General features: G+C 74.6%; 8 protein-coding genes. 2 read left to right on the plus strand and 6 right to left on the minus strand.

The window, feature by feature from the left end; all coding sequences use genetic code 11:
• Positions 1 to 101: 101 nt before the first annotated feature.
• Entirely contained in the window at positions 102 to 584 is a 483-nt protein-coding gene (locus ACFYXM_RS30160) for a hypothetical protein (RefSeq protein ID WP_389294100.1), read from the plus strand.
• Between the two features lie 93 nt (positions 585 to 677).
• On the opposite strand, the gene ACFYXM_RS30165 is transcribed toward ACFYXM_RS30160, so the two are convergent.
• The 6 genes from ACFYXM_RS30165 to ACFYXM_RS30190 all read right to left on the minus strand — a co-directional run bounded on the left by ACFYXM_RS30165 (position 678) and on the right by ACFYXM_RS30190 (position 14232).
• The gene (locus tag ACFYXM_RS30165) at positions 678 to 5426 is read right to left on the minus strand and encodes a hypothetical protein (RefSeq protein ID WP_389294102.1); all 4749 of its coding nucleotides are present in this window, start codon (positions 5424 to 5426) and stop codon (positions 678 to 680) included.
• Between the two features lie 126 nt (positions 5427 to 5552).
• Entirely contained in the window at positions 5553 to 6479 is a 927-nt protein-coding gene (locus ACFYXM_RS30170) for a hypothetical protein (RefSeq protein WP_389294104.1), read from the minus strand.
• Between the two features lie 283 nt (positions 6480 to 6762).
• Positions 6763 to 8289, minus strand: a complete 1527-nt coding sequence (locus ACFYXM_RS30175; protein WP_389294105.1) for a hypothetical protein — start codon at positions 8287 to 8289, stop codon at positions 6763 to 6765.
• 84 nt (positions 8290 to 8373) lie between these two features.
• Positions 8374 to 12069: a hydantoinase B/oxoprolinase family protein gene (locus tag ACFYXM_RS30180; RefSeq protein WP_389294107.1), complete on the minus strand. Its 3696-nt coding sequence runs from the start codon at positions 12067 to 12069 to the stop codon at positions 8374 to 8376.
• A gap of 133 nt (positions 12070 to 12202) precedes the next feature.
• Positions 12203 to 13621, minus strand: a complete 1419-nt coding sequence (locus ACFYXM_RS30185) for a HEAT repeat domain-containing protein (RefSeq protein ID WP_389294109.1) — start codon at positions 13619 to 13621, stop codon at positions 12203 to 12205.
• 218 nt (positions 13622 to 13839) lie between these two features.
• Positions 13840 to 14232: an ankyrin repeat domain-containing protein gene (locus ACFYXM_RS30190; protein WP_389294111.1), complete on the minus strand. Its 393-nt coding sequence runs from the start codon at positions 14230 to 14232 to the stop codon at positions 13840 to 13842.
• A gap of 429 nt (positions 14233 to 14661) precedes the next feature.
• On the opposite strand from ACFYXM_RS30190, the gene ACFYXM_RS30195 reads away from it, so the two are divergent.
• Positions 14662 to 14856 (plus strand): hypothetical protein, encoded by a 195-nt coding sequence (locus ACFYXM_RS30195; RefSeq protein WP_362031962.1) that lies wholly within the window; start codon positions 14662 to 14664, stop codon positions 14854 to 14856.
• Positions 14857 to 14864 lie beyond the last annotated feature (8 nt).

Raw genomic sequence — 14864 nt, forward strand, 5'->3', positions numbered from 1 at the left:
GGGAGCACTCGGGACAGGACGGTCCGTTCCACCCGCGCGTAGAGACGGCACATCCCGGGCAGAAACCCTGAAGTCGGACATTGGTGGGGAGTTGAGAGTTCTTGGATACGGAAGAACGCCGGGGCCGGGGGCCGTCGGCCCCGGCCGCGAGAACGGCCTCGGCAGCCGCCCCCGGCGCGCCGATCCCGCGTCAGCGACGCCGGCAGCTCTGGGTGGAGGAGCCGGCCACCCGTTGGCGGATGCCGGATCCCGTCCGCACGGCCGCCGTGCGTGCCGTGCTCATCATGTCGTTGACGATCATCCAGGCCGTGGTGGCCTTCCTGTGCACACTGGCGGAGTCCTGGCTGGCCTTCCCGATGGTGCTGAGCAGTGTGGCCAGCACGGTGATCGCGACCTGGGCGGTGCTGGACGTCTGGGTCACCCGGCAGGTCTGGAACCAGCGCCACGGCGTGGTGTCCGCGCCGAGCAGTTCGGCACGGCAACTGCGCCGTGAGCGCCGCGGCGCGCGCCGGGCCGCACGGGCCGCCCGGCGGGAGGAGGCGCGCACACGCCGCCGGGGCGCGGGCGACTTCTCGCGGGCCTGACCGTCCCGTCCGCCCGGGCCGTCCGGGCCGCGAGGCCGTCCGGCCCGGCGGACCGGCGGACCGGACGGCCCCGTGGACCGGGACGCCTGGCGTCTACGCGCCGGACGGGGCCGAGGCCGCGGTCCGGGTGGTGTCGGCCGGTGTCGTGGCGGTGCTGCGCTTGAACATGCGGGTGGCGGTGATCTCGCCGTGCACCGTCTCCCCGCTCGGGTCCTGCTGCGGCAGCCCCGGGCGCAGGTGCTCCTCCACGCTGATGTACTTCAGCCCCGCCCGCAGGTCCGCGTCGTTGCGCAACCGGATGACCAGCGGGAACTCGGCGAGCGCCGTGGTGTCGAACAACCCCGTGGTGTAGAGCAGCTGCACACCGAGCGCGTCGGACACCGCGCGCTGGAGCTCCAGCAGATACGTGGCGTTGGCGCGGCCGATGGGATTGTCCAGGAACAGCGTGCCGGCGTGCCGGTGCTGGATCCGGTCCTGGCCCCGGTCGTTGCTGCGCAGGGCGGCCATCGTGCAGTACAGGGCGATGGCGGCGGTGAGCAGCTGCCCGCCGGAGAACACGTCGCCCATCTGCCCGACCGGGACCCGTTCGGCCCGCAGCACCGCGTCCGGCTTGAGGATCTCCACGGCGACGCCCCTGGGCTCCAGCGCCGCCTGCACACCGCGCAGCAGGAGGGACATGCCGTCCCTGCGCAGGTCGGAGTTCTTCCTGAGCGCGGCGCGGGTGGCCTCGTCCACGACCTCGCCGAGCCGTTCGGTGAGGGTCGCCTGGTCGGGTTCCTCGAAGCGGATCCGGAGGAACTCCTGGCCCGACCACTCCCCCAGCCCCTCGGGGAGCCGGGAGAGGCGCTGGGCGGACCGGAGCGTGGTCAGCGAGGACTCCACGAGTCCGCGCAGCCGGTCCACGATGGAGTCGCGGTTGCGCTCCAGTTGGGTCAGCTCGTCGGTGAGGACACGGAGCCTCGGCGCGAAGGCGGCGGCCCACTTCTCCGCGTGCTCGGGCAGCGCCGCGGCCGGCAGCTCCCGGATCTGCTGACGGGCGGGGGTGCGGACCTGCTCGTACCGGGTGGAGTTGGCGTGCCGGACGAGGACGTCGCTCGCCTCCCGGACCGCGCTCTCGGCGGCCGACAGGTCGGCGGCGCAGCCGCGCAGCGATCGGCGGGCCTCGGTGGCCGACCGCCGTGCCTCGTCGAGGCCGCCGGGGTACGGCTCGGGCGCCTCGGGCTCGTCCTCCGTGCCGTGGTCCCGCAGCAGGTCACGCAGGAGCGCCGCGGTCTCGTCGAAGCCCCCCGCCGACTCCTCGGCGATGCGGTGTGCGTGCAGCAGTTCGGCGTGGGCGGCGCGGGCGGTGTCCAGGGTCGCGGTGGCGGACGCCAGTTCGGCCGTGGCGATGCGCAGAAGGATCTGGGCCTGATCGGCGTCGGTGGGGACCAGTTCGGGGGAGAGTTCGGTGTGGTGGGGCTCGCCGTCGGCCGGGGCCAGGCGCTCGGCCTCGCCGCGCAGTCGGCCGAGCTGCTCGCTCGCGGCGGAGGCCCGGGTCTCCAGGGTCTGGACCAGCGATTCGGCACGGGCGGCGGCCGCCTGCCGGGACGGGCCGTCGGCGCCGTCGGTGCTTTCGAGGAGCTGGGCGGCCCGGGTGCGGACCTTGTTGGTGAGCCGGTCGAGTTCGGCGAGGGCGGCGCTCTCGTCGCCCTCCGCGCGTGCCTGTTCGGCCCGCAGGTCGGCCCCGACGCCCACCTTCTCGTACAGCTGCGACGCGGCTCGGTACGCCTCCCGCAGCGCGGGCAGGGCGGGGCGCGAGGCGTCGTCCTCCGGTTCCGGGAGGTGCTCGGGGGCGCCCGCGATCTCGGCGCGCTCGGCACGCAGCGCGCGGGCCGTGCGCCGGGCGTCGTCGGCGGCGCGCTGGGCGGCCCTGCGGTCCTCGTCGGCGGCGCGGGCCCGTTCCAGGCAGACCGTGGCGCGGGCCTGCGACTCGGCGGCCTCGTCGGTGAGTTCGCGCAGCTTCGCCTGCCAGGCGGCGCGTTCGCGGAGCCGGTGCGCGAGTCCCGCGAGTGCGTCGGCGGCGCGGCGGGCGCGCTGGGCGGCCTCCTGGCGTTCGTCGCGCACGCGGGCGGTGTCCGCGGCGGCCTCGTCGGCCTCGGCGCGCAGGGTGCGGGCCTCGGCGAGCCCGGCCTCCGCCGTCTCGGCGGCGGTACGGGCGGTTCCCGCGGCCTCGGCGAGCTCGGCGAGCATGCCGGGCGGGCAGTCGGCGCGCCAGGAGCCGATGCGGGCGGCGAGGGAGCGGTCGGCGGCGAGACGGGCGGCGAGGGAGCGGATGTCCTCGTCACGGGCGGCGGCCCTGACCCTGAGGGCCTGCCGTTCCTCGTCGGCCGCGTGCTCGTCGTGCATCGCCGGGTTCGGCGGGACGAGGAACACGCCTTCCGTGTCCGCGGTCGAGCCGGGGGCGGGGACCGGGGCGAGCAGCGCGGCGGCCGTGCCCACGGCCACGGCGGAGCGAGGCAGCAGGGCGGCGGCGCTCAGGACCTCGCGGGCGCGGGCGTGCGAGTCGGGGTCGGTGATGACGACACCGTCGACGAGTTCGGGCCGGGCGGCGAGCACGGACGCGTGGTCGGCGGGGTCGACGGCCTGGGCGAGGTAGCGCCAGCCGGGGAGGGCCGGGATGCCGTGCTCGCCGAGGTACTCGACGGTGGCCAGGACGTCGGGGCCGGGTGGCAGCAGTCCGCCGTCGCCGAGCGCGCCGAGGATCCGGGCGTCGTCGGCGGCGGCGGTGCGCAGGTCGAAGAGACGGCGTTCGGCGGAGGCGATGGACTGGTCGAGCAGGTCCCGCAACTGGTCGGCGCCACGATCGAACTCCTCGACGGTGAGGGGCTGTTCGTGGTCGGCCGGCCGGCCGGTGCCGTGCGGTCCGCGGGCCGGGCGGTCCGCCGGGCCCGCACGGCCGCTGTCCGGTCCGCCTGCGTCCGCGTCCTGTCGGGGGCCGGGTACGCCGGTGTCCCGCACGGCGGGCAGCCCCAGCAGTTCCGCCAGGCGGGGGGACGCGGCGATCGACTCGGCGGCCCTGCGCTCGGCCTCGTAGGACTGTTCCGCGGCGCGAGCGGCGTCGGCGGCGCGCGCCGCGGCCAGTTCGGCGCGGCTCTCGGCCGCCGCGGCCTCCCTGGCCCGTTCGGACGCCGAGCGGGCGGCTTCCCTGGCGGTGTCCCAGGCGGCGACGGCCGACTTCTCGGCGTCGCTGGCGGCGAGGGCGGAGCGCGCGGGGTCGGCGTCCGGCGCGGTGTCGTCGAGCCAGCCCGCCCGTACCGCCTCGGCCGTCTCCTGCTCGACCTCGGCGAGGCGCTGGCGCAGGTGTCCGGATTCGCTGCGGGCCCGCTGGGCTTCGGTCGCGGCGATGGTGGCGTCGCGGTGGGCGGTCTCGCCCGCGGCCTGGAGGGCGTCCGAGCGGGCCTCCTCCTCGTTGGCCAGCGACTCGCCCGCCTCGGCAGCGGTGTGCAGGGCCCGTACGAGATCGGTGGCGGCCCGGGCGCGGGCGGCGAGCGCCGGTGCGGCGTCCCGCTCGGCCTCACGGATGGCGGCGGCGACGCGGGCGGAGCGGTCGGCGGCGGCGCGGTGGCGCAGGACGGCCTCGGCGGCCTGCCAGGCGGAGTGCAGGGTGCGGGCGTCGCCGAGTTCGCGGCGCTGGGCGGCCGCGCCCTTCTCCGCGGCGGTCAGCGCCAGGGAGGCGTGCCGGTAGGCCAGTTCGGCGGCGATGAGGGCGCTGCGGCCGCGGGCCTCCTCGGCGGTGGTGACGGTGTGGGCGGCGGAGGTCACCTGCTGGGCCAGTTCGGCGGCGCGGCCGCGTTCCTCTCCGGCGCGGGCGGAGAGCCTGCGGGCGAGCGTGCGGGTGCGGCGTTCGGCGCCCGCGTGGATGTCGCGGGCGCGGGCGCGGGACTCGGTGGCCTCCACGATCCGTCCGAGCAGATCGACCGAGCCCGCCGTGAAGTCGCGTTCGGCGGTCAGCTCGGCCCGGCGGCCGAGCTTGTTGCCGAAGCCGCTCACCAGGTCGGCGAGGCCGTCCGTGTCCCGGGCGTCGGTGACGGCCCGCAGCAGCAGGTCGGTGAAGTCGGAATCCTTCTTGACGGCGAAGAGTCCCGCCGCCTCGCCCTCGTCGGCGTTCATCTCGCGCTGGTAGCGGAAGAGTTCCGGGTCCAGGCCGAGGTCCCCGAGGTGTTCGTTCCAGCGGTCGTGGATCTCCTCCCAGTGCACGTCGAGGTGCTGGTAGAACTTGCCCGCCTCCGTCAGGGCGTCGCGGAAGCCCTTCATCGTGCGCCTTCGGCCCTTCGCGCCGGAGGCGCCCTCGGCGGGGCGGTGCACGGTGGTGGACTCGGCGACCGGCAGGGAGTCCAGGCTGAGGCCGGGGCCGGGGCGGAAGGAGTACCAGGCCTCGGCGAATTTCCGCGGGTCGTTGGAGACCTGGCGCCCGCGCCACTCGCTGACCTTGCCGACCACCACGCATTCGCCGGTGAGGGTGTGCTGCCATTCGAGGGCGACATGGCCGCAGTCGTCGGCGAGCAGGAACTTGCGCAGTACACCGGAGCTGGCGCCGCCGAGGGTGTTGCGGTGGCCGGGCAGCATCACCGAGAAGATCAGCTTCAGCAGCACCGACTTGCCGCCGCCGTTCTCCAGGAACAGCACCCCGGCGGGGGCTGGTCGGCGCGGCGGGCCGACCGGCTCCTCCTCGAAGAACTCCGCCTGGGCCGGGGCGGGGTCGGGCACGGGATCGCCCACTCCGCGCAGGTCGAGCACGGTGTCGGCGTAGCGCGCGCCGGCCGGCCCGATGGAGTAGAGGCGGATCCGGGACAGCTCGTACATTTCGGCGGACTCTCGTCGTTCAGGGAGCGGGAGGGGATATCGGGAGAAAACGAGGTTTCGGGGAACGGGCGGGGACGTCCGGCGGCGGCAGGGCCGACGGTGCGTACCGGTGGCGGCGTGTGCCGGTCAGGCGTGGAAGGGCAGTCCGGCGTCGGCGGCCAGCTCCAGGTCGTCCCCGTCGGGCGGCGGCAGCAGCGTCGCCGTTCCGTCGGTGACCGGTACGACGCCGAGTTCCAGGAGCTCGGCCATGGCGGCGCCGCCGGCCATGTCGCGGACCTGGAGCTGGTAGCGGGCGGTGGTGCGGAAGGCGCCTCCGGCGTCGTCGCCCGTGCGCTGGAGGAATCCGGAATCGGTGAGGAAGGCGACCGCCTTGCCGACGATGCCGGTCGTGGAGCCGGCCAGTCTCCGGGCGTCCTTGGTGGCTCCGGTGGCGCTGCGCCGGGCATAGATCCGCCAGGCCGCCTCCAGTCCGGGGGCGTCGGTGGCCGGGTCCGTGTTGTCGCCGTGCTCCTCGGCGCGTTCCTCCAGGCGGCGGCACGCCTGGCGGACGAACGCGTCGACACCGTTGACGGTGATCCGGCCGATGTACACGTCGTCGGCGAGGTCCTCGGGACGGGGGAAGGCCATCGCCGCGACGGCGAGGTGGGCGAGCCCGTGCAGGAAGCGGTCGGCGGAGTCGGACGAGGCGCGGCGGGCGTAGTCGCCCATGCGGACGGCGAAGACGGAGTCCTCACCGGCGGTGACGGCCATTCCGGCGCGCGGGGACACCTCCAGCACGACGAGGCCGAGGCCGGTCGCGACGGCGTCGGCGAGGCGGGCGAAGCCTGGCTCCTCCCGGTAGCGGCGGAGGAGGTCGGCGTAGGCGAGGTCGCGGGCGGGCAGCAGCTTGGGCTGCAGGCCGAAGGCGACGAGCCGAGCCGCGTCGGCCGCGTCGGCCGGGGTGAGGGAGGCGGGCGCGGGGGCGGCCGGTGCGGCCGGGGCCGTGCTCTCGGCGGCGTACGCGGCGGTCGGCTCGGTCCACGCGTCGGCGTGCTGTGCGTGGTGGTCGCTCACGACGGTCGCTCCTCGTTGCGGTGACTCTGGTGACTCTTCGGTACGGGTCGGGCGGCGCCGGGTCTCGCGGCGTCCGCCCGGGGCGGTGCGGTCCGTGCGCCCGGAGCCCGTCCGGCCGGCGGGCGGGTCGCGTCCGCTGCGGTCGGTACTGCGCCCGGCGCGGGGTGCACGGCCGGGGCGTACGCCTTTCCCCGGGGCCGGGCGGCGTCGGGGCGGCGGGGTACGCGGCCGGTGCGCCCGGGGCGGGCCGTCGCCGTCCCCTCCGGTGCGCACGGGGCGCCGGTCATGACGCCTCCGAGCGGTCCGCGGCCATTCCGGCCGCGTCGAGGAGGGCCGTACCCACTATCAGGTCCGCGCCGCCGAACTCCTGGTCGTCCAGCGGTGTGCCGTCGTCGACGGAGAACAACAGGCGTTCCTCGCCCTGCCGGTAGGCGGTGCCGACGGGCGGGCTCGCGGCGTGCACCGCGAGCAGGGCGACCAGGTAGGGCAGATCGGGGTCGCGGCGCCGGGCCTCCGCGAGGAGACCGGACAGCCGGCGCGGCGCGTCGTGCTCCAGGTCGAGGAGTTCCATGGCGCTCGCGAGCTGTTCCTCGCTGAACCTGCTGTCGTCCGGGGTGGTGATCAGGTCGGGTTCCGGCATCTCGGCGCCCAGGTGCTCCCGCTCCTGGGGCGGGGTGAGCAGCATCCCGACGAGATCGTCCACCCGGACCGCCACGGGTGTGCGCAGCCCGGTGCCGTGGGCGAAGAACGCGTCCGTGACCCTGATGGCCCGTTCGACGGGGAGCGGCAGCAACGGCGCGACCAGCTGGCCGTACAGATCGAGGCCGGTGCGGGCGGCGGGTGTGGCGAACGCCTGCCGGTCCTGCTCGGCGCGGAACAGCGGTCCGGCCTCCAGGAGGCGGGACTGGAGCTGGGTGTGACGGCGGATGCAGTCCTTGACTATGTCGACGAGTTCGGCCGCGCGGCGCTTGTGCTCGGGGTCCTCGGCCTCGTCGCGCGCGCGGCGGATGTTGGTGAGGATCGCGTTCTCGTGGCGGTAGCGGTCGGCGACGTGGTCGAGCGCCTCGGCGATCATGTCGGGGACGGCGTTGAGCCAGTCGACCGCGCGGACGTTGCGCCGGGTCGCCTCCAGCGTCTTGCGGAGGGTCTCCGCGTACTGCACGGTGCGGTAGCGGGCCTGTTCGGCGGCGAGCTGGGCGTCGGCGAGACGGCCGCGGCTGATGAGGACCTCCAGCTTCACCTCGGCGGCGATCTGGGCGCTGGTGACGTCCGTGTCGAGGGCTCCGACCAGGACGTTGACCGCTTCGTCCGTGGTGCGGAGGTAGACGGTGCCGCCGTGCCCGGGAACCTCCTCGATGAGTTTGAAGTCGTAGTCGCGGCGGACGTACAGGCCGTCGGCCCCGAACGTGCCGTACACGGCGCGGAATCCGCGGTCGACGCTGCCGACGTTGATCAGGTTCTCCAGCACCCAGCGGGCGACCCGCTCGTGCTCGGCGGCCGGGCGGCCGGGGGCCTGGGCGGCAATGCGGGGAAGGAGCCTGGCCACTATCTGGTCGTGGTCGGCGCCCGTGTCGAAGTCCATGTTGAGGGTGACGAGGTCGATCGCGGCGAGCGCGATCTCCGCCATCGCGTAGACCGTGTACTCGCCGGCCAAATTCGCCTTGCGCGCGTCGAGGTCGTGCAGCGGCGCCGTGCAGGCGAGTGCCCGCAGCCGCCGCGCGAGCCCCTCGTCGGCGGCCGGACCCGGGGCGGGCCGCGGCCCCGCGCCGGGCCGGGACGCGGCGTTGTCCGTGTTGGCAGGCGAAGTCACGGTGCACAGATTAGGTCCTCGTACCGACAACGGTCGAAACGACGCAGGCGCGCCCCGTCCTCCGCGCGGCGGACGCCGGTGGTGTCAGGGCCGGTCCCGGGGCGGTCCGTCGCCGCGCCGTTCGCGGTCCTCGGGGCGGGTGCGGCCCGTGGGAGCGTCGGGACGCGGTCCCGGCGTGCCGTAGCCGCCGCCGCCCGGCGTACGGATCACCAGGACGTCACCGCGTTCCAGCTCCGCCGTGTCGCAGCCGCGCAGCGGGGTGACCGTCCGGCCGTCCGCGCGCTCGACGTGCTGTTCGCCCAGGGCGCCGGGTTCGCCTCCGGCCATGCCGTACGGCGGGACCCTGCGGTGGCCGGACAGCAGGGCCACGGTGACGGGTTCGAGGAAGCGGATGCGCCGTACCACGCCGTTGCCGCCGTGCCGGCGTCCCCGGCCGCCGCTGCCGTCGCGCACCCGGAAGTCCTCCAGCAGCACGGGGTAGCGCCATTCGAGGATCTCGGGGTCGGTGAGGCGGGAGTTGGTCATGTGGGTCTGGACGGCGTCGGCGCCGTCGAAGTCCTCACCGGCGCCGGAGCCGCTGGCCACGGTCTCGTAGTACTGCACGCGTTCGTTGCCGAAGGTGAGGTTGTTCATGGTGCCCGAGCCCTCGGCCTGGACGCCGAGGGCCGCGTACAGGGCGCCGGTGACGGCCTGGGAGGTCTCCACGTTCCCCGCGACGGTGGCCGCCGGGTGGACGGGGGCCAGCATGGACCCCTCCGGGATCCTGACCTCCAGGGGTTCGAGGCAGCCGCTGTTGAGCGGGATGTCCTCGGCGACCAGGGTCCTGAAGACGTACAGGACCGCGGCCATGACCACGGATCTCGGGGCGTTGAAGTTCCCCGGCTGCTGGGGCGAGGTGCCGGTGAAGTCGACGACGGCGCTGCGGGCGGCCCGGTCCACGGTGAGGGCGACCTCGATGACCGCCCCGTTGTCGGTCTCGTACCGGTAGTGGCCGTCGCGCAGTCCGGCGATGATCCGGCGGACGGACTCCTCGGCGTTGTCCTTCACGTGCCGCATGTACGCGGCGACGGTCCCGGGCCCGAACCGCTCGACCATGCGCCGCAGTTCCGCGATGCCCTTCTCGTTCGCGGCGATCTGGGCGCGGAGGTCGGCGAGGTTGGTGTCCGGGTCGCGGGAGGGGTGAGCGGCGGTGGTGAGCAGTTCGCGCGTCTCCGTCTCGCGGAACCGGCCGTCGCGCACCAGCAGCCAGTTGTCGAACAGCACGCCCTCCTCGTCGACCGTGCGGCTGAAGGCGGGCATGGAGCCGGGGGTGATGCCGCCGATCTCGGCGTGGTGGCCGCGCGAGGCGACCAGGAAGCGGAGTTCGGGGCCGTCGGTTCCGGTCTCGTCGAACACGGGCGTCACCACGGTCACGTCGGGCAGGTGCGTGCCGCCGTGGTACGGGTCGTTGATGGCGTACACGTCACCGGGCCGCATCGTGTCCGTGTTGCGGCGCAGCACCTCCTTGATGGACTCCCCCATGGAGCCGAGGTGGACGGGGATGTGCGGGGCGTTGGCGATCAGGTCGCCGTCCGCGTCGAAGAGCGCGCAGGAGAAGTCGAGCCGTTCCTTGATGTTGACGGAGTGAGCGGTGTTCTCCAGGCGCACGCCCATCTGTTCGGCGATCGACATGAAGAGGTTGTTGAAAATCTCCAGCATCACGGGGTCGACGCGGGTCCCGACGGCCGTACGGTCCGGGCGCGGGCGTGCCCGGGTCAGCAGCAGATGGCCGGTACCGGCGAGGACGGCCCGCCAGCCGGGGTCGACGACGGTGGTGGCGTCCGCCTCGGCGACGACGGCGGGGCCGGTGACGGTGTCACCGGTGCGCAGGTCCTCGCGCCGGTGGAGCGGGGTGTCCTGCCACCGGCCCTCGGCGAACATCCGTACGGTGTCGTACGGCCGCGGTGGCTCTCCCGGGCGGGCGGCGCGTCCGGCCGGGCGGGGGCGGTGCCGGCCCGACGTTCCGGTCGCCTCGACCGACACCGCCTCGACGACGAGGGGCTTGTCCATGGTGAACCCGTAGCGTGCGCGGTGCCGGGCGGTGAACGCCTCGGTCATGGCGGGGACGTCGTCCAGATCGACGGGCAGACTCGCGTCCGTGCCGGCGTAGCGCAGGAACACCCGGGCGCGGGTGCCGATCGCGTCGTCGGGGATGCCGTCGGCGCGCAGTTCGGCACGGGTGCGCCGGGCGAGGGCGTCGCAGAGCGCGCCGGCCTCGGTGCGGGTGTCCTCGTCGAGTTCCGCCTCGACGGACTGTTCGCGCATCGCGGTGGCGTCGGCGAGGCCGATGCCGTACGCCGACAGCACCCCGGCCAGCGGCGGTACGAGGACCGTGTCGACGCCCAGGGCGTCGGCGACGGCGCAGACGTGCTGGCCCCCGGCGCCGCCGAACCCGGTCAGGGCGTAGCGGGTGATGTCGTGGCCGCGCTCCACGGAGATCTTCTTGACCGCGTTCGCCATGCTGAGCACGGCGATCTCCAGGTACCCGGCGGCGACCTCGGCGGCCGTGGGCCGCGTCGAGGTGGCGTGCGCCACCTCCTCGGCAAGGGCTTCGAAGCGCCCGCGGACGAGGTCCGCGTCGAGCGGGAGGTCGCCGTCGGGTCCGAAGACGGCCGGGAAGTGCGCGGGCTGGATCCGGCCGAGCATCACGTTGGCGTCGGTGACGGTCAGCGGCCCGCCGCGCCGGTAGCAGGCGGGGCCGGGGGCGGCGCCCGCCGAGTCGGGGCCGACGCGTTGGCGCCGGCCGTCGAAGTGCAGGATCGAGCCGCCGCCGGCCGCGACGGTGTGGATGTTCATCATGGGGGCGCGCATGCGCACTCCGGCGACCCGGGTGCCGAGTTCGCGTTCGAACTCGCCGGCGTAGTGCGACACGTCGGTGGAGGTGCCGCCCATGTCGAAGCCGATGACCCGTTCGTGTCCGGCCTGTTCGGAGGTACGGGCCATGCCGACCACGCCACCGGCGGGTCCGGAGAGCACCGCGTCCTTCCCCCGGAAGTGGGAGGCCTCCCGCAGCCCGCCGTTGGACTGCATGAACATCAGCCGGATGCCGGGGAGTTCGGCGGCGATGCCGTCGACGTAGCGGCGCAGGACGGGTGAGAGGTAGGCGTCGACGACGGTGGTGTCGCCGCGCGGTACGAGTTTGATCAGCGGGCTCACCTCGTGCGAGCAGCTGACCTGGGTGAAGCCCGCGGCGCGGGCCGCGGCGGCCACGGCGTTCTCGTGTTCGGGGTGGCGGTAGCCGTGCATCAGGACGACGGCCGCGCTGCGCAGTCCGTCGGCGCGGGCGGCGCGCAGCCGCTCGGCCACCGCGGCCCGGTCCAGCGGTGTCACGACGCGGCCGCGGGCGTCGATGCGTTCGGGGACCTCGATCACCCGGTCGTACACGGCCTCGGGCAGCAGGATGCGGCGGTCGAAGAGCCGGGGGCGGTTCTGGTACGCGATGCGCAGGGCGTCCCGGAAGCCGCGCGTGATGACGAGGACGGTCGGCTCGCCGCGCCGCTCCAGCAGGGCGTTGGTGGCGACCGTGGTGCCCATCCGGACCGTGCCGACCCGGTCGGCGGGGACCGGGTCGGTGGGGCCGAGACCCAGGATGGCCCGGATTCCGGCCACGGCGGCGTCGCGGTAGCGGTCCGGGTCGTGGGAGAGCAGTTTGCGGGTGACCAGGCGCCCGTCGGGGTCGCGGGCCACGACGTCGGTGAACGTTCCGCCACGGTCGATCCAGAAGTCCCAGCGTCCGGTCATCCCCCCATACTGGCGCGCGGCGCGGGCGGCGGACAGGGCGGCGCGGCAGGCCGTACGGCGCGGCGCCCGTACCGGGGCACCCGCCCCGCGCGGTGCGGAGGGTCCTCGGTACGGGCGGTGGCGGCCGTCCGGGTCAGGCCGTGGGGGTGTCGGGGCCGATCCTGCTGCGTACCGCCGTCTGCACCTCGGCCTCCTCGGCCGGGTCGGCGGCGAGCCTGCGCAGCCGCTCGGCGACTCTGAGGTCGCCGGTCTCGGCGTGCAGCGCGGCGAGTTCGCGGGTGGTCTCCTCGCAGTCCCACAGGCATTCGACGGCGAATCCGGTGGCGAAGGAGGGGTCGGTGGCGGCCAGGGCGCGGGCCGCCCGGCCGCGCAGGTGCGAGGACGACGTCTCGCGGTAGACGTGGCGCAGTACGGGTGCGGCGCAGGCGATGCCCAGTCGGCCGACGCCGTCGACGAGGGTCCACAGGCGCGGGGCGTCCGGGCCCTCGCCCCGGACCGCCTCCCGGAGCGCGCCGAGGACCAGGGGCGCGTCCTGCGCCCCGCCACGGCAGGCGAGGACTCCGGCCGCGGACGCGCCCAGGGCGTCCGGTCGGCGGGCCCAGCCCCTGGCGCGTTCCACGGCCGCGCCGCCGCACATCCGCTCGAAGGCAGCGACGGCCGCGTCGGCGACGGTGCGCGAGGGGTCGTCGGCGGCGCGTTCGATCAGGTCGAGGGCGGCCGGGTCGGCGGCCTCGGCCAGGTGGTGCAGGGCGGCGCAGCGGGCGGCCTCCGGGCCACCGGCTGCGGCGTCGAGGATCGTGGGGCGGTCCTCGGGTCCGGCGACGGCGGTGAGGCAGCGGGCGGCCGGAATGTGCAGCGAGCTGCCGCGTTCGAGTCCCTGCTGGGCCCAGTCGAGGACGGCGCGGACGCTCCAGCCGGGGCGAGGTCCGCCGGGCCGCAGCTGGCGCTGCCAGCGGTCGAAGGAGCCCCGTTCCGAGGCGGCCCTGATTCTGGCACCGATCTCGTCGCGCGGGTCGTCCGCCCACAGCCGCCAGGGGCGCGGCTCGAAGGCGTCGCGTACGGCGGCGGCCAGCTCGGCGTCGCCCTCCTCGGTGGCCGGGAAGCGGCCGAGCACGGGTTCGGCCAGGGCGCGGAGCCCCGCGTCGTCGTCGCGCAGCGCGAGCTCGTCGAGCGCCCAGGCCCAGTTGGCGCCGGTCGCGGCGTAGCGCCGGAGCAGGGCCAGGGCGTCGTCGCGTCCGTACGAGGCGAGGTGGCCGAGCACGGCGAGGGCCAGCCCGGTGCGCGCGTCGTCGGTGTCGAGGTGGTCCTCGGGGTCGCGCAGGTGCCGCTCGATCTCCTCGACACCGCCGTCGAGGTCGAGGTACAGACGTGCGTAGTAGAGGGAGCGGTTCTCCACCTGCCAGTCGTGGCGGGGGTCGCTCAGGACGCAGTGGTTGAGAGCCGTCAGGGCCTCGGGGCGCGGCGCGGCGAGCGCGTGGAGTGTGCCGTCGCCACGGCCTCTCTGCAGCAGGCCGAGCAGGGTGCCGCTCGGCGCTATGAACGGATCAAACATGGGAGGGCCTCACATCAAGCTGTCGACGCAACCGGGACTGTGCAGTTCCAAGTGCCTGATGGGGCACTACGCCGCGCAGCAACATGATCGTCCGACCGCCGTCTTCCGCTTGGTGTAGAGCATCTTCCTCTGCCTCTCGTCGTCGGCCCTGAGCGGGCCCGCGACGTCATGATGACCCAGCCATTTCGCCACCGCGACCACATTTACGGCGTACCCCGTCAGCGGGTGCCGAAGAGTTCCAGCAGGTCGGACTTGCCGAACATGCGCGCGGTGTCCACGGCGGAGGGGGTCCCGGCGGTCGGATCGGCCCCTGCCGCGAGCAGCGCCTCGATCACCTCGTTCTCGCCCTTGAAGACGGCTCCCGCGAGTGGCGTCTGACCGCGGTCGTTGGCCCGGTCCGGGTCGGCGCCGCGCCGGACGAGGGCGGTGACCGCGGCGGCGTGTCCGTGGTAGGCGGCGAGCATCAGCAGCGAATCGCCCCGGTCGTTGGTGAGGTCGGCGGGCACACCCGCGTCGACGTAGGCGGCGAGGGCGTCGGTCTCGCCCCGGCGGGCCAGGCCGAACACCTTCGTCGCCAGCTCGATCACCTCGGGATCGGGGGTTTCGCTCATCGTTCGGACCGCCTTCCATGAACCGCCTGCACCGCTGTTGACCTGCTGTGGTGTGCACCGGGGGCGCACGAGTGAACCGACAGAGTACTGCCCGTGCGGGCGGATGGCCCGACCCGTGCGCGAGGGTGTGATCCCGCCCCCGCACATACCCCGGAACACATGGGCCACACGGGTCTCTCCCCCGCGCCCGCGGCCCCGCCCGGACGGACGGCGCGCGGCGCCGGGGGCCCGGGCGGCGGGCGGGTGCCGGCGACGCCCGGTGAGCGCGTCCCGGCGGTCCCGGGCACGGACACCCCGGCCACACCCCAGGGTCGGCCATTCGGGTGAAAATACTGACTTTTCACCCGAATGCGACTTTCATCACATAGATACTTCCGGTGAATCTGGAAGGACTCATGGTGACCGTCCCACCGAACCAGGAGAGCTCCCATGGTCCTGTCCATGTCAGGCGTCGTCATTCTCGGCATCATCGTCTTCCTCTTCTTCAGGAAGGACGGTCTCAAGGCGTCGCACGCCCTCGTCACCGCCCTGTTCGGCTTCTATCTGGCGGGCACCGCCATCGCACCGAGCATCACCGCGGGGGGCGCGAGCCTCGCCAGCCTCCTGGGCGGGATCAAGTTCTGACCCTCCTC

It is taken from the genome of Streptomyces sp. NPDC002476, from assembly GCF_042889785.1.
Classification (GTDB): Bacteria; Actinomycetota; Actinomycetes; order Streptomycetales; family Streptomycetaceae; genus Streptomyces.

What these genes read in the sequence shown, in the direction of transcription:
- ACFYXM_RS30180 (WP_389294107.1), bottom strand. Translation starts at nt 12,069, where the DNA reads ATGACCGGACGCTGGGACTTCTGGATCGACCGTGGCGGAACGTTCACC.
- ACFYXM_RS30185 (WP_389294109.1), bottom strand. Translation starts at nt 13,621, where the DNA reads ATGTTTGATCCGTTCATAGCGCCGAGCGGCACCCTGCTCGGCCTGCTG.
- ACFYXM_RS30190 (WP_389294111.1), bottom strand. Translation starts at nt 14,232, where the DNA reads ATGAGCGAAACCCCCGATCCCGAGGTGATCGAGCTGGCGACGAAGGTG.
- ACFYXM_RS30165 (WP_389294102.1), bottom strand. Translation starts at nt 5,426, where the DNA reads ATGTACGAGCTGTCCCGGATCCGCCTCTACTCCATCGGGCCGGCCGGC.
- ACFYXM_RS30195 (WP_362031962.1), top strand. Translation starts at nt 14,662, where the DNA reads ATGGTCCTGTCCATGTCAGGCGTCGTCATTCTCGGCATCATCGTCTTC.